Annotated in this window: 19 protein-coding genes; 2 read left to right on the top strand and 17 right to left on the bottom strand. The window is 74.0% G+C overall.

Annotated features, from left to right (window positions below):
• Positions 1–92 precede the first annotated feature (92 nt).
• On the top strand, positions 93–1,442 hold the full coding sequence (locus tag IE330_RS07600; RefSeq protein WP_190135092.1) for a GH1 family beta-glucosidase: 1,350 nt from the start codon (positions 93–95) through the stop codon (positions 1,440–1,442).
• Positions 1,443–1,689: 247 nt separating this feature from the next.
• Here IE330_RS07600 and IE330_RS07595 read toward each other — a convergent pair whose 3' ends face one another.
• Positions 1,690–2,331, bottom strand: coding sequence for a TetR/AcrR family transcriptional regulator (locus IE330_RS07595; protein WP_190135091.1), 642 nt, complete (start codon positions 2,329–2,331; stop codon positions 1,690–1,692).
• A gap of 77 nt (positions 2,332–2,408) precedes the next feature.
• Between IE330_RS07595 and IE330_RS07590 the strand changes: the two genes are divergently transcribed.
• Positions 2,409–3,221 (top strand): GDSL-type esterase/lipase family protein, encoded by an 813-nt coding sequence (locus IE330_RS07590; RefSeq protein WP_190135090.1) that lies wholly within the window; start codon positions 2,409–2,411, stop codon positions 3,219–3,221.
• On the opposite strand, the gene era is transcribed toward IE330_RS07590, so the two are convergent.
• The 16 genes from era to hrcA form a co-directional block, all read right to left on the bottom strand.
• Positions 3,103–4,056: a GTPase Era gene (era, locus tag IE330_RS07585; protein WP_190135089.1), complete on the bottom strand. Its 954-nt coding sequence runs from the start codon at positions 4,054–4,056 to the stop codon at positions 3,103–3,105. The genes IE330_RS07590 and era overlap by 119 nt on opposite strands.
• 301 nt (positions 4,057–4,357) lie before the next feature.
• The gene (locus IE330_RS07580; protein WP_190135088.1) at positions 4,358–4,708 is read right to left on the bottom strand and encodes a cytidine deaminase-like protein; all 351 of its coding nucleotides are present in this window, start codon (positions 4,706–4,708) and stop codon (positions 4,358–4,360) included.
• A gap of 64 nt (positions 4,709–4,772) precedes the next feature.
• Positions 4,773–5,129, bottom strand: coding sequence for an MmcQ/YjbR family DNA-binding protein (locus tag IE330_RS07575; protein WP_190135087.1), 357 nt, complete (start codon positions 5,127–5,129; stop codon positions 4,773–4,775).
• Positions 5,126–6,442 carry a hemolysin family protein gene (locus tag IE330_RS07570; RefSeq protein WP_190135086.1) on the bottom strand — a complete coding sequence of 439 codons (1,317 nt, stop codon included), beginning with the start codon at positions 6,440–6,442 and terminating at the stop codon, positions 5,126–5,128. The genes IE330_RS07575 and IE330_RS07570 overlap by 4 nt, the downstream gene beginning before the upstream one ends.
• A gap of 4 nt (positions 6,443–6,446) precedes the next feature.
• Positions 6,447–6,950, bottom strand: a complete 504-nt coding sequence (gene ybeY, locus IE330_RS07565) for an rRNA maturation RNase YbeY (protein ID WP_190135085.1) — start codon at positions 6,948–6,950, stop codon at positions 6,447–6,449.
• Positions 6,951–6,962: 12 nt separating this feature from the next.
• Entirely contained in the window at positions 6,963–8,015 is a 1,053-nt protein-coding gene (locus tag IE330_RS07560; RefSeq protein WP_190135084.1) for a PhoH family protein, read from the bottom strand.
• 183 nt (positions 8,016–8,198) lie between these two features.
• Complete coding sequence (locus tag IE330_RS07555; RefSeq protein ID WP_190135083.1) at positions 8,199–9,350, bottom strand: carbohydrate kinase family protein; 1,152 nt, start codon at positions 9,348–9,350, stop codon at positions 8,199–8,201.
• 199 nt (positions 9,351–9,549) lie between these two features.
• The gene (locus tag IE330_RS07550; RefSeq protein WP_190135082.1) at positions 9,550–10,542 is read right to left on the bottom strand and encodes an adenosine deaminase; all 993 of its coding nucleotides are present in this window, start codon (positions 10,540–10,542) and stop codon (positions 9,550–9,552) included.
• Between the two features lie 41 nt (positions 10,543–10,583).
• The gene (locus IE330_RS07545) at positions 10,584–11,492 is read right to left on the bottom strand and encodes a ribonuclease Z (protein ID WP_190135081.1); all 909 of its coding nucleotides are present in this window, start codon (positions 11,490–11,492) and stop codon (positions 10,584–10,586) included.
• A gap of 15 nt (positions 11,493–11,507) precedes the next feature.
• Positions 11,508–11,861, bottom strand: coding sequence for a histidine triad nucleotide-binding protein (locus tag IE330_RS07540; protein ID WP_190135080.1), 354 nt, complete (start codon positions 11,859–11,861; stop codon positions 11,508–11,510).
• Between the two features lie 74 nt (positions 11,862–11,935).
• Positions 11,936–15,211 (bottom strand): S41 family peptidase, encoded by a 3,276-nt coding sequence (locus IE330_RS07535; RefSeq protein ID WP_190135079.1) that lies wholly within the window; start codon positions 15,209–15,211, stop codon positions 11,936–11,938.
• Positions 15,212–15,256: 45 nt separating this feature from the next.
• Positions 15,257–15,886 carry a hypothetical protein gene (locus IE330_RS07530; protein ID WP_190135078.1) on the bottom strand — a complete coding sequence of 210 codons (630 nt, stop codon included), beginning with the start codon at positions 15,884–15,886 and terminating at the stop codon, positions 15,257–15,259.
• 214 nt (positions 15,887–16,100) lie between these two features.
• Positions 16,101–16,850, bottom strand: a complete 750-nt coding sequence (locus IE330_RS07525) for a 16S rRNA (uracil(1498)-N(3))-methyltransferase (RefSeq protein ID WP_190135077.1) — start codon at positions 16,848–16,850, stop codon at positions 16,101–16,103.
• Positions 16,847–17,956, bottom strand: a complete 1,110-nt coding sequence (locus tag IE330_RS07520) for a nitronate monooxygenase (protein ID WP_190135076.1) — start codon at positions 17,954–17,956, stop codon at positions 16,847–16,849. The genes IE330_RS07525 and IE330_RS07520 overlap by 4 nt, the downstream gene beginning before the upstream one ends.
• A gap of 302 nt (positions 17,957–18,258) precedes the next feature.
• Entirely contained in the window at positions 18,259–19,395 is a 1,137-nt protein-coding gene (gene dnaJ, locus IE330_RS07515) for a molecular chaperone DnaJ (RefSeq protein ID WP_190135075.1), read from the bottom strand.
• Positions 19,396–20,412 (bottom strand): heat-inducible transcriptional repressor HrcA, encoded by a 1,017-nt coding sequence (gene hrcA, locus IE330_RS07510; RefSeq protein ID WP_190135074.1) that lies wholly within the window; start codon positions 20,410–20,412, stop codon positions 19,396–19,398.
• Between the last annotated feature and the right edge of the window lie 135 nt (positions 20,413–20,547).

Raw genomic sequence — 20,547 nt, 5'->3', positions numbered from 1 at the left:
GGGGTTCGTAGCGGCTCCAGGCCGTTCCCGGCGGCCGCTTTCCCGCGCACGGGCGTTGACTTCCGCCCGCGGCGGTACGGAAGATCCCGCCCATGGCAGCGAGCCCTCTCCCCCGGTTCCCGCGCGGCTTCCTGTGGGGCGTGTCCACGTCGGCCCACCAGATCGAGGGCGCCGCCGACGAGCGCGGCCCGTCGGTGTGGGACGCCTTCACCGCCCTGCCGGGGAACGTGAAGGACGGCACGACCGCCGCCGTGGCCTGCGACCACGTGCGGCGCTACCGCGAGGACGTGGCGCTGGTCCGTGACCTCGGCGCGGGCGCGTACCGCTTCTCGGTCTCCTGGCCGCGGGTGCTGCCCACCGGCTCGGGCGCCGTCAGCGAGCGGGGCCTGGACTTCTACGACCGGCTCGTCGACGAGCTGTGCGCGGCGGGTGTCCGCCCGGTGCCGACGCTCTTCCACTGGGACACGCCGCTCGCCGTGGAGGAGGCGGGCGGCTGGCTCGCCCGGGCGACGGCGGAGCGGTTCGCGGAGTACGCGGCCGTGGTCGCGGCGCGGCTCGGCGACCGCGTCACCACCTGGCTCACCCTCAACGAGCCCGCCGAGCACACCCTGCTCGGCCACGCCATCGGCCGGCACGCGCCCGGCAGACAGCTCCTCTTCGACGCGCTGCCCGCCGCCCACCACCAGCTCCTCGGCCACGGCCTGGCCGTCGCCGCCCTGCGCGCCGCGGGCGCGCCGGAGGTCGGCATCGCCAACTCCCACGGCCCGACCTGGCCCGCCTCCGACGCGCCGGAGGACCGCGAGGCCGCCGGCTTCTACGACACCCTCCTCAATTGGCTGTTCGCCGATCCGCTGCTCCTCGGCCGCTACCCGGACGCCGTCGCGGAGCTGCTCTCCGCCCACGTCCCGGACCTGGCGGCGGACCTGAAGGTGATCGCCGCGCCGCTCGACCGGTACGGCGTGAACTACTACCAGCCGACCAAGGTGGGCGCCCCCGTGGCGCACCCCACCCCGGTCTCCGGCCTCGCCCTGCCGCCGCGGCTCCCCTTCTCCCTGCGGGAGATCACCGGGTACCCGGTCACGGACTTCGGCTGGCCCGTCGTCCCCGAGGGCCTCACGGAGCTCCTCCTGACCCTGCGCGAGCGGTACGGGGACCGCCTGCCGCCGGTCGTCGTCACGGAGAACGGCTGTAGCTGCGAGGAGCTGGACGACCAGGACCGCATCGCCTTCCTGGACGGGCATCTGCGGGCGCTGCACCGGGCGATGGCGCGGGGGGTCGACGTCCGCGGGTACTTCGTCTGGTCGCTCCTGGACAACTTCGAGTGGGCGGAGGGGTACGGGCAGCGGTTCGGCCTCGTCCACGTCGACTACGCCACCCAGCACCGCACGCCGAGGTCGTCCTACCACTGGCTCCGGTCGGCCTTGGCGAACCAGCGCGGCTAGGCCCTCGCGGGGGGCGCCCCAGTCCCGCCCCTTCCCCGTAACCAGGGGCTGCCGCCCCTGGACCCCGCTTTTTCGGCGCTCCGCGCCTCGTCCTCAAACGCCGGTCGGGCTGAAAATGCACCGCTCGGGGAAGATTCCAGCCCGTCCGGCGTTTGAGGACGAGCGCGTCAGCGCGATTTTCGGGGGGTCCAGGGGGCGGAGCCCCTTGGTTACGGGAAAGGGGCGGGACTGGGGCGCCCCGCGCGGGTCACGCCGCGAGCGCCGCCTCCACCGACGCCCGGGCCGCGCCCGGGTCGTCGCCCGCCGCGACGGCGAAGTCGACGAGGACCCCGCGCAGCACCTGCTCCGAGGTGTAGCCCCCCATGACGTACCCCCCACGGGACAGGTGCGCCAAGCCGTGCATGGAGCTGAACAACTGCCGCACCAGCAGATCCGCGTCGGCGTCCGGGCGGAACCGCCCCGCCCCCGCGCACCGCCGGATGGCGTCCCGCGGCATCCGCAGCATGAAGGACCCGGCCCGCCGGTCCTCCTCGGTCAGCGTGAACCCGGCGACCGCGGACCCGCCCAGCATCACGGCGTACACCTCGGGCTCGGCCCGGGCGAACTCCTGGTACACCCGGCACAGCCCGGCCAGCTCGACGACGGGGTCGCCGCCCCGCTCCACGGCCAGGGCCCGGGCGTGGAACCGCTCGAAGCCCTCCCGTATGACCTCGCGCACGAGCCCCGGCATGGAGCCGAAGTGCGTGTAGACGGCCATCGTGGAGGCGCCCACCGCCTGGACCAGGCGCCGCGCGCTCAGGGCGGCGGGGCCCTGCTCGGCCAGGACGCGCGCGGCCTCATCGAGGAGGAGGCGGCGTACGTCGGCGGAGGCACGTTTCCCGGTTGACACGGGCGCCAGCATAACGCTGTTATTGGAGCCGTCTCCGTATAACGCCGTTATGCGAACCGGACGCGAGAGGAGTCGTCATGATCGGACGGCGACGAGGACGCACACGGCCACTCCGGCTTCCGGAGGCCGCCGGTCCGCAGGCGGGGGCGACGGCGCCGCAGCAGGGGTACGGGGGTCCCCCGCTGCGGCTCGCCGTCATCGGCGACTCCCTCGCCGCGGGCGTGGGCGCGGCCACCCACGAGGAGGCGCTGCCCGGCCGCCTGGCCCACACCCTGACGGCGCTCACGGGCCGCGCGGTGTCCTGGCGCGTGACGGCGCGCGCGGGCGCGACCCTGGACGCCGTGCGCCGGGGCCTGCTGCCCGGCCTGACGGACCCGCTCACGCGCTGGCGCCCGGACGTGGTCCTCGTGGCCGCGGGCTCCAACGACGCGCTGGCCCTGCGGAGGCCGAGCGCGTTCGGGGCGGACGCCCGCCGGCTGGTACGAGACGTCCGCCTGCGCCTGGGGCAGGACGTGCCCGTGGTCTTCGCCGGGCTGCCGCCCCTCACCCGCGTCGCCGCGCTGCCGCGCGCGGCCCGCACGCCGCTGCACGCGTACGTGACGCTCCTGGACCGGCGGCTGCGGCGCGTCGCCCGCCGGGAGGCGGCGGTCTTCCACCTGCCGACCGCCGGGCCGCCCGCCGTCCCGGGCGACTGGTTCGCGCCGGACCTGCTGCACCCGTCGGCGGACGGCTACCGGGCCTGGGCCGGGGAGCTCGCGGTGGGCCTGGCCCTCAGAACCCCAGGCGTCGCAACTGCTTCGGGTCGCGCTGCCAGTCCTTCGCCACCTTCACGTGCAGGTCGAGGAAGACCGGCGTACCGAGGAGCGCCTCGATCTGCTTGCGGGACTTGATGCCCACGTCCTTGAGCCGCTTGCCCTTGGGGCCGATGATGATGCCCTTCTGGCTGGGCCGCTCGATGAACACGTTGGCGTGGATGTCGAGCAGGGGCTTGTCGGCGGGGCGGCCCTCGCGGGGCAGCATCTCCTCGACGACCACGGCGATGGAGTGCGGCAGCTCGTCCCGCACGCCCTCAAGGGCCGCCTCGCGGATCAGCTCGGCGACCATGACCTGCTCCGGCTCGTCCGTGAGGTCGCCCTCGGGGTAGAGCGCGGGCCCCTCGGGCAGCAGCGGCACCAGCAGGTCGGCGAGCAGCTCCACCTGCTTCTCGCCGACGGCGGAGACCGGCACGATCTCCTGCCACTGGATGCCGAGCTCCTTGCCGAGCTGGTCGACGGCGATGAGCTGCTCGGCGAGCGCCTTGCTGTCGACCAGGTCGGTCTTGGTGACGATGGCCACCTTCGGCGTCTTCTTGATCGAGGCCAGTTCCTTGGCGATGAACCGGTCGCCGGGGCCGATCTTCTGGTCCGCGGGCAGGCAGAAGCCGATCACGTCGACCTCGGCCCAGGTGGCGCGGACCACGTCGTTGAGCCGCTCGCCGAGCAGGGTGCGCGGCTTGTGCAGGCCCGGGGTGTCCACCAGGATCAACTGGGCCTCGGGCCGGTGCACGATGCCCCGCACGGTGTGCCGGGTGGTCTGCGGCCGGTTCGAGGTGATGGCCACCTTCTTGCCGACCAGAGCGTTCGTGAGGGTGGACTTGCCCGCGTTGGGGCGGCCGACGAAGCAGGCGAAGCCCGCCCGGTGGGCGGCCCGCTCGGACGGCTGGGATGACTGGGTACGCACGCTCATGCCGCCATTCTCCCTGATCTTTTCTGGCGTGGGCGCCCTGGGCGGTTCCCGTGGCCGGGGCTCTGTCCCACCCGCCCGCCCTTCATCGCGCCGGCGCGCTCGTCCTCAAACGCCGGACGGGCTGGATCCCCACCCCGGCCCCGGCTGGAGATCGCAGCCGCGTTCGGCGGGAAGAGCAGGCGCGCTCGGCGGGAAGTTCCAGCCCGTCCGGCGTTTGAGGACGAGGCCGAAGGCCGATCACGGGGTCCGGGGCGGAGCCCCGGTTTCGGGAAAGGGGCGGGTCTGGGGCGCCCCGCGAGGGCTACACCTCCGCGGTGCCGCGGACCGCCCCGTCCGGACCCGCCAGGAACACCGGGGTTCCGGCGCCGCCCAGGTCCCGCACCGCGGCCAGGTCCGCCTCCGGGAGGGCGTCCGCGGCGGAGACGACCGCCGCCGCCTCCAGGGACTCCGCGCCGGACGCCACCGCCATGGCCACCGCCGTGCGCAGCGCGGACAGCTCCAGGGAGGCGAGGCCGACCGTCCCCGCGACGTAGGTGCGCCCGGTCCCGTCCCGTACGGCGGCACCCTCCGGGACGCCGTTGCGGGCCCGCGCCGAACGCGCGAGGGTGACGATCTTCTGGTCCTCGGGGCCGAGGTCGGTGCGCTCAGTCATGGCACGAGCATAAGGAGCGGGCCCGGCCGGGGCCCCACCCGGCCCCGCGCCCGCCGTGCGGTGGTCACGGCCGGTCCAGGCGCAGCCGCTCGGCGCGGGGCAGGCCCGCCACCACCAGGTCGTAGGAGTCCTCGACGAGCTCGCGGAGCAGGTGGTCGGGGAGGTCCGCGTCGGCCGTCACCGTGTTCCAGTGGCGCTTGTTCATGTGCCAGCCGGGCACGATCTGCGGGTGCCGGGCCCGGAGCTGGAGCGCGATCTCCGGTTCGCACTTGAGGTTCACCTTCAGGGGCCTGGCGTCCAGCGCGCTCAGCGCGAACAGCTTGCCCGCCACCTTGAACACCGACGTCTCGGGACCGAACGGGAAGTCCTCCACCGCGTCGTTGAACGACAGGCAGAACTCCCTCAGCTCCTGCGGCGTCATCCCCCGGCCTCCTCCCCCGTCGCGGCCGCCGCCGCGTTCCCCGGCGCGACCGGCTCCACGAGCACCGTCACGATCTTGTTGCGGCGTCCGGCCGCGGCCTCCGCGGTCAGCCGCAGCTCCCGCTCGTCCGGCAGCGTCACCACGGCCTTCGCGCCCGCGATGGGGACCCGCCCGAGCTGCTTGGCCAGCAGGCCGCCGACGGTCTCCACGTCCTCGTCGTCGTACGCCTCCAGGCCGTACAGCTCGCCGAGGTCGCCGATGTCGAGCCGCGCGGTGACGCGGTAGGCGCCGCCGCCCAGGTCCTCGACGGGCGGCAGCTCCCGGTCGTACTCGTCGGTGATCTCGCCGACGATCTCCTCCAGGATGTCCTCGATGGTGACGATCCCGGCCGTGCCGCCGTACTCGTCGATGACGACGGCGACGTGGTTGCGCTCCTGCTGCATCTCGCGCAGCAGGTCGCCCGCGTTCTTCGTGTCGGGGACGAACGCCGCGGGCCGCATGGCCGTCGACACCAGGTCGTTCTCGGCGTCGCGGTTGATGTGCGTCTTGCGGGCCAGGTCCTTGAGGTAGACGATGCCGACCACGTCGTCCTCGCTCTCGCCGGTGACCGGTATGCGCGAGAAGCCGGAGCGCAGGGCGAGCGTCAGGGCCTGGCGGACGGTCTTGTAGCGCTCGATGGAGACCAGGTCGGTGCGCGGGACCATGACTTCCCGTACGAGGGTGTCGCCGAGCTCGAAGACGGAGTGCACCATGCGGCGCTCCTCGTCCTCGATGAGGGACTCCTTCTCGGCGAGGTCGACCATGGCGCGCAGCTCCGCCTCGGAGGCGAACGGGCCGCGCCGGAAGCCCTTGCCGGGCGTGAGCGCGTTGCCGATGAGGATGAGCAGCGGCGGGACCGGGCCCATGATCCGGGCCAGCGGCAGCAGCACGTACGCGGCGGCGGTGGCCGTGTTCAGCGGGTGCTGGCGGCCGATGGTGCGCGGGGAGACGCCGACGGCGACGTAGCTGACCAGGACCATGACGGCGATGGCGACGGCCAGCGCCTCCCAGGTGACGTCGAAGGCCCGCAGGCAGGCGTACGTCACCAGGGCCGCGGCCGCCATCTCGCAGGCGACGCGGACCAGCAGGGCCACGTTCAGGTAGCGGGTGGGGTCGGCGGCGACCTGGGCGAGCTTCGCGCTGCCGCGCCGCCCGGAGCGGACGGCCTCCTCGGCGCGGAAGCTGGAGACGCGGGCGAGGCCCGCCTCGGCGCAGGCGGCGAGCCAGGCCACCACGATCAGGGCGACGGCGCCGGCGATGAGCTGGAGGGACATGGGATTACGAGACGGTCGGGGCCGGGGAGGGGCCGGTCATGCCCCGCTCGGCGCGCCAGCCGTCGACGATGGCGGCCTGCAGGCCGAACATCTCGGCCTTCTCGTCGGGCTCCTCGTGGTCGTACCCGAGCAGGTGCAGCACGCCGTGCACGGTCAGGAGCTGGAGCTCCTCGTCCATGGAGTGGTTCGTGGGCGCCTGCTCGCCCTGCTTGCGGGCGACCTCGGGGCACAGCACGATGTCGCCGAGGAGCCCCTGCGGGGGCTCCGCGGCGTCGTCGTCCCGGCTCGGCGGGCGCAGCTCGTCCATCGGGAAGGACATCACGTCCGTGGGGCCGGGCAGGTCCATCCACTGGATGTGGAGCTGCTCCATGGCGTCGGCGTCCACGACGATCACCGAGAGCTCGGAGAGCGGGTGGATCCGCATCCGCGCGAGCGCGTAGCGGGCGATGTCGAGGATCGCCTGCTCGTCGACCTCGGTGCCGGATTCGTTGTTGACGTCGATCGCCATGCGCTCTGGTGTCTACTTTCCTCTGGACCGGCCCTTGTGGGAGCCGTTCTCCGTGCCGTTCTCGCTGTCGTACTTCTCGTACGCGTCGACGATACGGCCGACCAGCTTGTGCCGGACGACGTCGTGCGAGGTGAGCCGCGAGAAGTGCACGTCGTCGACGCCGTCCAGGATGTCCTGGACCTGGCGCAGACCGGACTTCGTGCCGTTCGGCAGGTCGATCTGCGTGACGTCGCCCGTGATCACGATCTTGGATTCGAAGCCGAGACGGGTGAGGAACATCTTCATCTGCTCGGGGTTCGTGTTCTGCGCCTCGTCCAGGATGATGAACGCGTCGTTCAGCGTCCGGCCGCGCATGTACGCCAGCGGCGCGACCTCGATGGTCCCGGCCGCCATGAGGCGGGGGATCGAGTCGGGGTCGAGCATGTCGTGCAGCGCGTCGTACAGCGGGCGCAGGTACGGATCGATCTTCTCGTAGAGCGTGCCGGGCAGGAAGCCGAGGCGCTCGCCGGCCTCGACGGCCGGGCGGGTCAGGATGATGCGGTTGACCTGCTTGGACTGGAGGGCCTGGACGGCCTTGGCCATGGCCAGATAGGTCTTGCCGGTGCCCGCGGGTCCGATGCCGAAGACGATCGTGTGCTTGTCGATCGCGTCGACGTACCGCTTCTGGTTGAGCGTCTTGGGGCGGATCGTGCGGCCGCGCGACGAGAGGATGTTCTGCGTGAGCACCTCGGCCGGGGTCTCGTCCGGCCCGTCGCCGGTCTCGCTCGCTCTGAGCATGGCGATCGAGCGTTCCACTGCGTCCTCCGTCATCGGCTGTCCGGTGCGGAGCACCAGCATCATCTCGTCGAACAGGCGCTGTACGAGGGCCACTTCGCTGGGCTCCCCCACGGCGCTGATCTCATTGCCCCGGACGTGGATGTCGGCCGCCGGGAAGGCCTTCTCGATCACGCGCAGCAGCGTGTCTCCGGAGCCAAGGACGGTCACCATGGGGTGCTTGGCCGGGACCGTGAAGTGGGCTCGCGCCTGTGCCTGCGCAGGGGTGTGAGCTGTGGGTGTGTGAGTCATGGGCCGGCGCTTAAGGCCTGCACGTCCTCCTCGTCGCGGACTCGCCGCTCGGCGTCCTTACCTACTGCCAAGAGTACGACGCGCCGCCGACAACCCCGTAGGACTTTTCCGTCCGGCCGGGAACGCGGCCGGGGAAGCGGCCGGGAACGCGGCCCCGGGAGCCGCCGGACGGGCGCGGACGCCTCAGGCGGAGCGCCGGAAGCCGATGGTGGGGACGGCGCGCCGCAGCGGCCAGGGGCGCGCGGCCTCCGGGAGCAGGGCCTGGAGGAAGCCGTAGCGCTCCAGGGCGGCCGGATCCTGCCGCTCCAGTTGCCGTACGCGCCGCCACCAGGCGCCGATCTCCTCCCAGCCGGGGGCCGAGAGGGAGCCGCCGAACTCCTGCACGGAGAGCGCGGCCGTGAGCCCGGCGAAGGCCAGCCGGTCGGCGAGCGGCCAGCCGGCGAGGGAGCCGGTCACGAACCCCGCGACGAACACGTCGCCCGCGCCGGTGGGGTCCAGGGCCTCCACCTCGATGGCGGGCACGGAGGCGGTCTCGCCGGTGCGTCCGTCCACCGCGTACGCCCCCTCGGCGCCGAGGGTGACCACGGCGACCGGCACGTGCTCGGTCAGGGCGTGGGCCGCGGCGCGCGGGCAGCGGGTGCCGGTGTACCGCATGGCCTCCTCCGCGTTCGGCAGGAAGGCCTCGCAGTGCCGCAGGTCGGGCAGGCGGGCGAGGTCCCAGTGGCCGGACTCGTCCCAGCCCACGTCGGCGAAGATCGTCGTACCGCGGCGGGCGGCGGACTCGATCCACGGCGCGCTGCTGCCGGGGACGAGGGAGGCCACCGCGGCCCGCGCGCGGGGCGGGCAGGCGGGGGCGCCGCCGTCGGGGCAGTCCGCGTCGGGCGGCGGCTCGTGCCCGTGGCTGACCATGGTCCGCTCGCCCTCGTACGCCATGGAGACCGTCACCGGCGAGTGCCAGCCGGGCACGGTGCGCGAGGAGGACAGGTCGATGCCCTCGCCCTGCTCCAGGGCGTCCCAGCAGTACTCCCCGTAGTGGTCGTCGCCGAAGGCGGCGGCGAGGGAGGTGCGCAGGCCGAGGCGGGCGAGCGCGGTCGCCATGTTGGCGACGCCGCCGGGGCTCGACCCCATGCCCCGCGCCCAGGACTCGGTGCCGCGCACCGGCGCCGAGTCGAGCCCGGTGAAGATGATGTCGAGGAAGACGGTGCCGGTCAGATACACGTCGCAGGGCGGATCGCCCGCGCGCCGGGCCGACTTGAGCGGATCGACGACCGGCTCGTGGTCCGCGGCTCCCGGTGCGGCGACTGTCTTGAGTGGTACGGCAGGTGGTACGGCCATGAGGGCAACGTAACCGAAGCCTCCGACAGGCCGCTCCCGCTCCCAGCACGACACGACCGCGCTCCCAGCGCGGCCCGACCGGGGGCGCCCGGCCGGAACCGGCGCGCCGCACGGCCGCCTGCGCCGTCCCCGCCGGGCGCGGGCCCGGCCGCCACGGGAAGGCGTAGGTCTGCCGCCACGGGAAGGCGTAGGCCTGCCGTCACGGGAAGGTGTAGGCCTCCACCTCGGCCAGGTACGCCGCCCGCAGGGCCTCGTCGTCGTCCAGGAACGCCGCCTCGAAGGAGTTCCGCGCCAGCTCCCGCAGCCGCTCCTCGCCCAGGCCCAGCGCCTGGCGCACCGCCGCGAAGTTGTCCTCGACGTACCCGCCGAAGTACGCGGGGTCGTCGGAGTTGACGGTGCACAGCAGCCCCGCGTCCATCATCCGCGGCAGCGGGTGCTCCTCCAGGACGTCCACGGCGCGCAGCCGGACGTTGGACAGCGGGCACAGCGTCAGCGGGACGCGGTCGCGGACGAGCCGGGCCACCAGGTCGGCGTCCTCCACGCAGCGCAGCCCGTGGTCGACGCGCTCGACGCCCAGGACGTCCAGGGCCTCGCGGACGTAGTCGGCGGGCCCCTCCTCACCCGCGTGGGCGACCCGGCGCAGGCCGAGCGCGGCCGCTGCCTCGTACACGGCGGCGAACTTGCGCGGCGGGTGGCCGACTTCCGCCGAGTCGAGGCCGACGCCGGTGATGCGGTGGAGGTACGGCTCGGCGGCCTCCAGGGTCTCCAGGGCCGACTCGGCGGACTGGTCGCGCAGGAAGCAGAGGATGAGGCGGGTGGTGACGCCGTGGCGCTCGCGGGCGCGGTCGAGCGCCCGGCCGAGGCCCTCGACGACGGTGCCGATGTCCACGCCGCGGGCCGTGTGGGCCTGCGGGTCGAAGAAGATCTCGGCGTGGCGCACTCCCTGGGCCGCGGCCCGGGCCAGGTACGCGTCGGCGAGCTCCTCGAAGTCGGCCTCGGTGCGCAGCACGGTCATGAGGCCGTAGTACAGGTCGAGGAAGGACTGGAGGTCCTGGAAGCGGTAGGCCTCGCGCAGGGCGTCGGTGTCGGCGTACGGGAGGGTGACGCCGTTGCGGACGGCGAGGGCGAAGGCGAGTTCGGGCTCCAGGGTGCCTTCGATGTGCAGGTGCAGTTCGGCCTTGGGGAGGGGCATGTGGTGCTTTTCTCTTCGGGGAGCTTCGAGGAAGGGTGGGTTCAGGGGCTGCGCTTGGGCAGGGGGACGCGCATCAGGTCGCGCGCCACCGTCAGCTCGCCCGTGAACCCGGCGGCGCGCGCCTGCCGCGCGAAGGCGTCGGGGTCGGCGTAGCGCTGGCTGAAGTGGGTGAGGACGAGGTGGCGCACGCCCGCGTCCCGGGCCACCCCGGCGGCCTGCCCGGCGGTCAGGTGGCCGTGGTCGGCGGCGAGCCCGTGGTCCTCGTCGAGGAACGTGGACTCGATGACGAGCATGTCGCAGCCCTCGGCCAGCGCGTGCACGCCGTCGCACAGGCGGGTGTCCATCACGAAGGCGAAGCGCTGGCCGCGCCGCACCTCGCTCACCTCGTCGAGCGTGACCCCGCGCAGGCTGCCCTCGCGCTGCAGCACGCCGACGTCGGGCCCGGCGATGCCGCGCTCGGCGAGGAGCCGGGGCAGCATGCGCCGCCCGTCGGGCTCGACGAGGCGGTAGCCGTACGACTCCACGGGGTGGGAGAGCTTCGCCGCTTCCAGGCGGTACGACGGCGTGCTGGCCAGGACGCCGTCGGCGGCCACCGGGACCTGGCCGAGCCGGACCGTCTCGCGGTAGGCGGTCGCGTACCGCAGGCGGTCGAAGAAGTGCTCGCCGGAGGCCGGGTAGTGGGCGGTCACGGGGTGCGGCACGCGGTCCAGGTTGATGCGCTGGATGACGCCCGCGAGGCCGAGGGAGTGGTCCCCGTGGAAGTGCGTGACGCAGATGCGGTGCAGGTCGTGCGCGGCGACGGAGGCACGCAGCATCTGCCGCTGCGTGCCCTCGCCGGGGTCGAACAGGATGCCCTCGCCGTCCCACAGCAGGACGTACCCGTTGTGGTTGCGGTGCCGGGTCGGCACCTGGCTCGCGGTGCCGAGCACCACCAGTTCACGTACGGACACGGTGGCTCGTGGCAGCTATCCGGGCGGCCACTGGAGGCCGCGGCCGCCCAGGACGTGGGCGTGCGTGTGGAACACGGTCTGCCCGGCGCCGGCCCCGGTGTTGAAGACGATGCGGTAGCTGTCCGCGCCCTCCTGGGCGGCGACCTCGCCCGCCTCGCGCAGCACGTCCGCGGCGGCCGCCGGGTCACCGGCGGCGAGCGCCGCGGCGTCGGCGTAGTGCGCCTTGGGGATCACCAGGACGTGCGTCGGCGCCTGGGGGTTGATGTCCCGGAAGGCGAGGGTGGTCTCCGTCTCGCGCACGACCGTCGCCGGGATCTCCTTCGCGACAATCTTGCAGAACAAGCAGTCGTCCTGCGGTTCGCCCGCCATGCTCCAGCCTCCTGATCATGTTTGCGTACGTCGGCATGCTATCCGCCCGTTCCTGACCGCCGGGCCGGTATCGCTCAGGGCAGCGGCGGGGCCGTGCGGGCCGGGTTCTCGGCGAGCGCGGCGAGCGCGATCCGGACGGCCTCGTCGAGCTGCGGGTCCCGTCCGGCCACGTGGTCCTCGGGGGCCATGACGACCTCGACGTCCGGCTCGACGCCGTGGTTCTCCACGCCCCACTCGAAACCCTCCAGCCAGAAGGCGTACTTGGGCTGGGTGACGAGGGTGCCGTCGACGAGGCGGTAGCGGCTGTCGATGCCGACGACCCCGCCCCAGGTGCGGGTGCCGACGACGGGGCCGATGCCGAGGGCCTTGATGGCGGCGTTGACGATGTCGCCGTCGGAGCCGGAGAACTCGTTGGCGACGGCGACGACGGGCCCGCGCGGGGCGTCCCCGGGGTAGCTGATGGGGCCGGAGCCGCGCGGCAGGTCCCAGCCGACGATGCGCCGGGCCAGCTTCTCCACCACGAGCTGCGAGGTGTGTCCGCCGCGGTTCTCCCGGACGTCCACGACCAGGCCCTCGCGGGCGACCTCGATCCGCAGGTCGCGGTGGATCTGCGCCCAGCCGGGGGCCTGCATGTCGGGCACGTGCAGGTAGCCGAGGCGGCCGCCGGAGCGCTCGTGGACGTAGGCGCGGCGGTCGGCGACCCACGCGTGGTAGCGCAGCGGCTCCTCGTCGTCCACGGGGACCACCACCGCGTGCCGGGGGTCGCCGCCGCCCGCCGGGGACACGGTCAGCTCGACGGGCTTGCCCGCGGTGCCGACGAGCAGCGGGCCCGGCCCGGTCACGGGGTCGACGGGCCGCCCGCCCACGGCGAGGATCGCGTCGCCCGCGCGCACGGCGACGCCGGGCGCGGCGAGCGGGGACAGGGCCGTCGGGTCGGAGGTCTCAGAGGGCAGTACGCGCTCCACGCGCCACAGGCCGTCCGCGCCGCGCGCGAGGTCCGCGCCGAGCAGGCCCTGGCGGCTGCCGTGGCCGCCGCGCGGCACCACGTAGGCGTGCGAGGTGCCCAGTTCGCCCTGGACCTCCCAGAGCAGGTCGACGAGGTCGTCGTGGGTGGCGACGCGGTCCAGGACCGGCCGGTAGCGCTCCAGGACGGCGTCCCAGTCGACGCCGCCCATGTCGGGCCGCCAGAAGTTGTCCCGCATGAGTCGGCCCGCCTCGGCGTACATCTGCCGCCACTCGGCGGCCGGGTCGACGTCCTGGCGGACGCGGCCGAGGTCGACGGTGATGTTCGTGTCGCTGTCCTCGTCGCCGGAGGCGCGCCGGTCGCTGGGCACCACCTTGAGCTTGCCGTCGGCCCACAGCAGGATGCGCTTGCCGTCGCCGGTGACCGCGAAGTGGTCCGCGTCGCCGCTGAGTTCCTCCACGCGGCGCTGGCCGAAGTCGTAACGCTCCAGGGCGGAGGACGGCTCGGGCCGCGAGGGGGTGGCGCGGGAGGCGCCGAGCACGCCGCGCACCGGGTGGCGCAGCCACAGCAGGCCGTCCTTGGCGGCCCGCAGCGTGCTGTAGCGGGCGGCCTCGACGGGGAACGGCACGATGCGCTCGGGGAGCCCGTCGAGGTCTATGCGGGTGATCGGCGAGCCCTCGCTGTCGGGGGTCTCGGCGTGCGGCCCGTCGGAGGAGTCGAAGGCGCGGCCGTGGCGCTGGGGCCCGAACGGCGAGGGCGTCGTGGCCGCGAGGGTGAGCAGGTGCGGCCGGGCGCCGCCGACGAAGGCGAGGTCGAAGACGTGGTCGTCGTAGACGGGGTCGAAGGCGCGCGCGGACAGGAAGGCCAGGTGCTTGCCGTCGAGCGTGAACGCCGGGCTGTAGTCGCGGAAGCGGAGCTGGGTGGCCTCCGACACCGACAGGTCGCCGGTGTTGGCGAGCTTGAGCTGGCGCAGCGGGCGCGGCCCGGGGTGGGACCAGGCGAGCCACGCGGAGTCCGGCGAGAACACCAGGCCGGTGGCGTCGCCGTGCTCGGCCCTGTCGACCTCGCGGACCTCGCCGCTCTCCCGCTCCACGAGCAGCACCCGGCCGTCGTGGGAGGCGACGGCGGCGCGGCTGCCGTCGGGCGCCACGGCGAGCGCGAGGACGCGGCCGAGCTGTCCGGCGGCCAGGCGGCGCGGGGTGGCGCCGGGGGCGGGGCCGGTGGCGGGCGCGAACTCCAGGGCGTCGTCGCCCTCGGCGTCCGTCACCCACACCACGTGCTCCTCGCCGTCCACGCGGAACGTGCGCGGGAGCCGGGCCCGTACGCCGGGCGCGGTGGCGAGCGCGCGGGCGGGCCCCTCGCGGTGGGTGACCCAGTGCACGGCGCCGCGCACCGAGACGGCGCTGCCGCGTCCGGTGTGGTCGGGCGCGGCGGCCCCGAACCAGCGGGCGGCGTTGACGGGGTGCGGCTGGAGGTCGGCGCGCTGGCCGCCGAGCCGGACGCCGAGGCGGCGCGGCTCGGCGCCCGCCAGGTCGTCCAGGAGCCAGAGCTCACCGGCACAGGCGTACGCGACCCGGGTGCCGTCGGTGGCGGCGTGCCGGGCGTAGAAGCCCCCGAGGGGGGTGTGGCGGCGCAGGCCCGTGCCGTCGGGCAGGGAGGAGTAGAGGGCGCCGACGCCCTCGTGGTCGGAGAGGAAGGCGACGCGGTCGCCGACCCACAGGGGGTACTCGATGTTGCCGTCGAGGTCGGCGTGGAGGCGGACGAAGCGGAGCCCGCCCGCGGGGTCCGCGCCGTCCCGCGCGCCGGGGTCCGCGTCGGGCCCGGGCTCCGTCGTGCCGGGCCCGGGTGCCGCGTCGGCGTGGGTGCTGATCCACAGCTTGCCCGCGGTGCCCCCGCGGTACCGCTTCCACCAGGCGGCCTCGCGGCCCATCGGCGCGGACAGCAGCACGACCTGGCCGTCGGGGCCGTGGGCGACGCCCCCGACGACGCCGTACGGGAGCTTCTCGGCGGGCCCGCCGTCGAGCGGGACGGCGTGCGCCCAGGTGCGGCGGAAGGAGGCCTGGCCGTGCGCGCTCACCACGAGGACCCGCCCGTCGGGCGTCCAGCCGCGCACGGAGGTCCTGGAGCCGCCCCAGTACGTCAGGCGCCGGGAGGGGCCGCCGTCGACGGGCGCGACGTGCACCTCGGGCGCTCCGTCGCGGGTCGACGTCCACGCGACGGTGGTGCCGTCGGGCGAGATCCGCGGGTGGCTGACGGGCGCGTTGTCGGCGCTGACCCGCCAGGCGCGGCCGCCGTCGAGGGGCGCGACCCAGACGTCGTCCTCGGCGGTGAAGGCGATCAACTCGCCGTGCGGGTGCGGAAACCGGAGGTAGGCAGGCTGTGTCACACCGTCAGCCTAAGCAGGCGGAGGCGCCCGGGGCACCGCTTTGGATCACTTGCCCGGATAGCAGTCGCACGTGGGGTCCGGCCGCTCGGTCACGGTGACGGTGGCGGTGGGCGCGGGCTCCTCCGGATCGGGGTCGGGGTCGGGGTCGTGGGTGACGGGCGGGTCGTCGTGACCGCCGTCCCCGTCGCCGTCGTGACCGTCGTCCCCGTTGCCGTGGTCGCCGTCGTCCCCGTTGCCGTGGTCGCCGTCGTTGCCGCCGCCGCCCGCGCAGTTGCCGAGCACGTCGGCGCGGAACCACTCCTTGCCCTCGACGCGCGCGGTCAGGTTCCCGCGGACGCAGCGCCCGTTGACCACCTCGGTGACGCGGCCCTTGATGGTGATGTCCTGCTCGCCGTCGTCGCCCTTGGACTTGCCCTGGCAGTCGACCTCCGCCTCGCGCGGCTCGTCCTTCGCGGTACGGTCGTCGGCGCCGTCGCCCTTGTTCACGAACGACGCCGTGCAGTTGAGCCAGGCCACGTCGAGGTGCTGCCGCTCCAGTTCGGCGGTGCCCGTCTTGTCGGTGGTGACGGCGATGGCGGAGGTGCTCATGTCGCCCTCGACGGGGTCGCAGGCCACCAGGGCGAGCCCGGCGGCCCCCGCGGCGGCCACGGCCACCAGGGCGCGCCGTCTCGCCAACCGGCCCGGCAGACGCGGGAGTTGGCCCGTACGCGGTAACCGCCTCACAGCCCCCATGAGCGGCAGGGTGCCACCGTAAGGGGCGCCGCGGTAGACCGCTTGCGGCCATCTGTCCAGCGGGCCCCGGCGCACGGGGGCGCACAGCGCCGGATGCGGGGCGCGGGGCACTGCCCGAGCTCCCCGGTCCCCGGCCCGGCGCCCCCGCCGGACGCCGTCAGGACCAACGGCCCGTGCGGCCGAGGAGCAGGGCGGTGGCCGCGGTGCCCGCGGTCGAGGTGCGCAGGACGCTGCGCCCGAGGCGGTACGGCCGGGCGCCCGCCTCGGCGAACACCGCGAGCTCCTCGGGGGACACGCCGCCCTCCGGGCCGACGACGAGCACGATGTGCCCGGCGGCGGGCAGTTCGGCCGTGGCCAGCGGCTCGCTGCCCTCCTCGTGCAGGACGCCCGCGAAGTCGGCGTCCGCGAGCAGCGCGGCGACCTGCTTGGTGGTGGCGGGCTCGGCGACCTCGGGGAAGCGGACCCGGCGCGACTGCTTGCCCGCCTCGCGGGCCGTCGCCCGCCACTTGCCGAGCGCCTTCAGGCCGCGCTCGCCCTTCCACTGCGTGATGCAGCGCGCGGCGGCCCACGGCACGACCGCGTCCACGCCGGTCTCCGTCATGGTCTCCACGGCGAGTTCCCCGCGGTCCCCCTTGGGCAGGGCCTGGACGACGGTGATGCGGGGGCTCTGGGGGGCCTCCTCGCGTACGCCGTCGTCGTCGAGGGCGACCAGCAGCCGGTCCTTGCCCTCGGTGCCGGCGACCGTGCCGTGCGCCCAGCTCCCGGCGCCGTCGGTGAGCACGACGTCCTCACCGGCGCGCAGCCGCTTCACGGACACCGCGTGGCGCCCCTCGGGACCTTCGAGTACGTACGTACGTCCCGGCGCGGCGCCCGCGAAGCCGTCGACGACGAACACCGGCGCCGTCATGCCGCACCGTCCGTACCGTCACCCGCACCGGGTCCGGCCGCGCCGTGCCCGGCCAGGACCGCCCGCGCCGCGTCGAGCTCGGCCACGAGCACCTCCACCAGTTCGGCCGCGGGCAGCTCCCTCGCCAGGCGGTGGCCCTGGCCCGCCCACAGCGCCATGGCCTGCGGGTCGCCGGCCTTGGCCGCCGCCTTGCGCAGGCCGGACGTCAGGTAGTGGACCTGCGGGTAGGCGGCGGGCGCGTACGGGCCGTGCTCGCGCAGGAAGCGGTTGACGAGGCCGCGCGCGGGGCGGCCCGAGAAGGCGCGGGTCAGCTCCGTGCGGACGAACCGCGGGTCGGTCAGGGCCTGCTTGTGCAGGGCGTGCGCGCCGGACTCCGGGGTGACCAGGAACGCCGTGCCGAGCTGCGCGAGGTCCGCGCCCGCGGCGAGCACCGCGGCGACCTGCGCGCCCCGCATCAGACCGCCGGTGGCGATCAGGGGCAGCCGTACGGCCTCCCTGACCTGCGTGAGCAGGCTCAGCAGGCCGATCCCGGCCCGGTCCGTCTCCGGGTTGTCCCGGTGCGTGCCCTGGTGGCCGCCCGCCTCGACGCCCTGCACGCACACGGCGTCGGCGCCCGCCTCCTGCGCGGCGAGCGCCTCCTCGGGCGTGGTGACCGTGACCACGGTCGTGGTGCCGACCCGGGCCAGGGCCTGCACGTCCTTGCGCGTGGGGCAGCCGAAGGTGAACGACACCAGCGGCACCGGGTCGTCGCGCAGGATCGCCAGCTTGGCCTCGTAGCCGTCGTCGCGCTTGACGTCGGTGTCGCCGAGCTCGGTCTCGTACCAGGTCGCCTCGCCGGCGAGCTGGTTGCGGTACACCTCGACGGCGGCCGGGTCGGCGTACTCCGGCTGCGGCATGAAGAGATTCACCCCGAAGGGGCGCGACGTCAGGCTCCTGACCTGCTTGATCTCCTGGTACATCCCGTCGGCGGTCTTGTACCCGGCCGCGAGCGAACCGAGCCCCCCGGCCTCGCTGACGGCCGCCGCGAGCCGCGGTGTCGAGGCGCCGCCCGCCATCGGGGCCTGCACGATCGGGTGGCGACAGAGGGCTTGGGGTGGGGAGGGCATGCAGGCATCGTGCCACGTCTGGCGGGGGCGCCTTGTGCGGGGTACTTCCCTGCCGCTACCGCGGCCGGATTCTTTCCCACCCGCCCACCCGTGACACCCGGCTCCGCCCGCCCGGCTCCGACGCGGAGCGCTTACCGCGCCGTCTTGCCTGCTGTGGGCAATCGTCCCGCTGGGCGGGACGGGTGGGCACAGCCCAGGTGCCGCGCGCCGGTGGCACTCGGGCTTCGTTGAGCTGGGACAAGGCTGGGCCCCAGCCCTCAGGTGCTGCGCACCCAAGAGCCGGGGCCCACCCGTTCAAGGCGCTACCGCCCGTTGAAGGCGTCCTTCAGGCGGGAGAAGAGGCCCTGCTGGCCCGGCTGGAACTGGCCCGTGGGGCGTTCCTCGCCGCGGGCCTTGGCCAGCTCGCGCAGCAGCCGCTCCTGCTCGGGGTCGAGCTTGGTGGGCGTGAGGACCTCCACGTGCACGATCAGGTCGCCGCGCCCCCCACCGCGCAGGTGGGTGACGCCCCGCCCGTGCAGCGGGATCGACTGCCCGGACTGGGTGCCGGGCCGGATGTCGACCTCCTCGACCCCGTCCAGCGTCTCCAGCGGCACCTTCGTACCGAGCGCCGCCGCCGTCATCGGGATGGTGACGGTGCAGTGCAGGTCGTCGCCGCGCCGCTGGAAGACGGGGTGCGGGAGCTCGTGGATCTCCACGTACAGGTCGCCCGCCGGGCCACCGCCCGGGCCGACCTCGCCCTCGCCCGCGAGCTGGATCCGCGTGCCGTTGTCCACACCGGCCGGGATCTTCACCGTGAGCGTCCTGCGGGACCGGATGCGGCCGTCGCCCGCGCACTCCGGGCACGGCGTGGGCACCACGGTGCCGAAGCCCTGGCACTGCGGGCACGGCCGCGAGGTCATGACCTGGCCCAGGAAGGACCGCGTGACCTGGGACACCTCGCCGCGGCCGCGGCACATGTCACAGGTCTGCGCGGAGGTGCCGGGCGCGGCGCCCTCGCCGGAGCACGTCGTACAGACGACGGCCGTGTCGACCTGGATGTCCTTGGTGGTGCCGAAGGCCGCCTCGTCGAGGTCGATCTCCAGGCGGATCATGGCGTCCTGGCCGCGGCGGGTGCGCGAGCGCGGCCCGCGCTGCGCCGCCGTACCGAAGAACGCGTCCATGATGTCCGAGAAGTTGCCGAAGCCACCGGCTCCGAAACCGCCCGCACCGCCGCCGCCCGACTGGGACAGCGGGTCGCCGCCGAGGTCGTAGACCTGCTTCTTCTGCGGGTCCGACAGCACCTCGTACGCGGCGTTGATCTCTTTGAAGCGCTCTTGCGTCTTGGGGTCGGGGTTGACGTCCGGGTGCAGCTCGCGGGCGAGCCGCCGGAAGGCCTTCTTGATGTCGTCCTGGGAAGCGTCGCGGCGCACGCCGAGTACGGCGTAGTAGTCCGTGGCCACTTACGACTCCGCCAGGATCTGTCCGACGTAACGTGCCACTGCGCGTACTGCTCCCATCGTTCCCGGATAGTCCATGCGGGTCGGTCCGACCACGCCGAGCTTGGCCACTGCCTCGCCTCCCGAACCGTAGCCGACGGAGACCACGGACGTGGAGCTGAGCCCCTCATGGGCGTTCTCGTGACCGATCTTCACGGTCATGCCCGAATCCGTGGCCTCGCCCAGCAACTTGAGGAGGACGACCTGTTCCTCCAGGGCCTCGAGGACCGGCCTGATCGTGAGAGGGAAGTCATGTCCGAAGCGGGTGAGATTGGCGGTGCCGCCGATCATCATCCGCTCCTCGTTCTCCTCGACCAGGGTCTCGAGGAGGGTGGACAGGACTGTCGCCACCGTGGCCTGGTCCTCCTTGTCGAAGGACTCGGGCAGGTCCTGGACGAGCTGCGGCACGTCCGTGAAACGCCGGCCCGCGACCCGGCTGTTCAGCCGGGCCCGCAGGTCCGCGAGGGACGTCTCACCGAACGGCGCCGGGCAGTCGATCATGCGCTGCTCGACCCGCCCCGTGTCCGTGATCAGGACCAGCATGAGCCGGGCCGGGGCGAGCGACAACAGCTCCACGTGGCGCACCGTCGACCGCGTCAGGGACGGGTACTGCACCACCGCGACCTGCCGGGTGAGCTGCGCGAGCAGCCGCACCGTACGGCCCACGACGTCGTCCAGGTCGACGGCGCCGTCGAGGAAGTTCTGGATCGCCCGGCGCTCGGGGGCGCTCAGCGGCTTGACGCCCGCCAGCTTGTCCACGAACAGCCGGTACCCCTTGTCGGTGGGGATGCGCCCCGCGCTGGTGTGCGGCTGGGCGATGAACCCCTCCTCCTCCAGCGCCGCCATGTCGTTACGGACCGTGGCCGGGGAGACGCCCAGGCTGTGACGCTCGGTGAGCGCCTTGGAGCCCACGGGCTCCTGCGTGCCGACGTAGTCATGGACGATGGCGCGCAGCACCTCAAGCCTGCGTTCACTCAGCATCGCGCACACCTCCCACTGTCGTCCCTGGTCCCGAGCCCCCCGCGGCGGCCCCGCCCTGGCACTCACCACACGCGAGTGCCAAACCTTCGTCGAGCCAGTGTACGGCCGGTGGGTACAGCCCCGGCAAGGCCCGAC

Origin of the sequence: Streptomyces longispororuber (genome assembly GCF_014656095.1) — a bacterium.
Taxonomy (GTDB): Bacteria; Actinomycetota; Actinomycetes; order Streptomycetales; family Streptomycetaceae; genus Streptomyces; species Streptomyces longispororuber.
The sequence above is the reverse complement of the archived record's forward strand: the minus strand, read 5'-3'. Positions and strand labels throughout refer to the sequence as shown.

Excerpts from the sequence above, each read along its gene's own strand:
- IE330_RS07600 (WP_190135092.1), top strand. The coding sequence starts at position 93 with ATGGCAGCGAGCCCTCTCCCCCGGTTCCCGCGCGGCTTCCTGTGGGGC.
- IE330_RS07590 (WP_190135090.1), top strand. The coding sequence starts at position 2,409 with ATGATCGGACGGCGACGAGGACGCACACGGCCACTCCGGCTTCCGGAG.
- era (WP_190135089.1), bottom strand. The coding sequence starts at position 4,056 with ATGAGCGTGCGTACCCAGTCATCCCAGCCGTCCGAGCGGGCCGCCCAC.
- IE330_RS07580 (WP_190135088.1), bottom strand. The coding sequence starts at position 4,708 with ATGACTGAGCGCACCGACCTCGGCCCCGAGGACCAGAAGATCGTCACC.
- IE330_RS07575 (WP_190135087.1), bottom strand. The coding sequence starts at position 5,129 with ATGACGCCGCAGGAGCTGAGGGAGTTCTGCCTGTCGTTCAACGACGCG.
- IE330_RS07570 (WP_190135086.1), bottom strand. The coding sequence starts at position 6,442 with ATGTCCCTCCAGCTCATCGCCGGCGCCGTCGCCCTGATCGTGGTGGCC.
- ybeY (WP_190135085.1), bottom strand. The coding sequence starts at position 6,950 with ATGGCGATCGACGTCAACAACGAATCCGGCACCGAGGTCGACGAGCAG.
- IE330_RS07560 (WP_190135084.1), bottom strand. The coding sequence starts at position 8,015 with ATGACTCACACACCCACAGCTCACACCCCTGCGCAGGCACAGGCGCGA.
- IE330_RS07555 (WP_190135083.1), bottom strand. The coding sequence starts at position 9,350 with ATGGCCGTACCACCTGCCGTACCACTCAAGACAGTCGCCGCACCGGGA.
- IE330_RS07550 (WP_190135082.1), bottom strand. The coding sequence starts at position 10,542 with ATGCCCCTCCCCAAGGCCGAACTGCACCTGCACATCGAAGGCACCCTG.
- IE330_RS07540 (WP_190135080.1), bottom strand. The coding sequence starts at position 11,861 with ATGGCGGGCGAACCGCAGGACGACTGCTTGTTCTGCAAGATTGTCGCG.
- IE330_RS07525 (WP_190135077.1), bottom strand. The coding sequence starts at position 16,850 with ATGACGGCGCCGGTGTTCGTCGTCGACGGCTTCGCGGGCGCCGCGCCG.
- IE330_RS07520 (WP_190135076.1), bottom strand. The coding sequence starts at position 17,956 with ATGCCCTCCCCACCCCAAGCCCTCTGTCGCCACCCGATCGTGCAGGCC.
- hrcA (WP_190135074.1), bottom strand. The coding sequence starts at position 20,412 with ATGCTGAGTGAACGCAGGCTTGAGGTGCTGCGCGCCATCGTCCATGAC.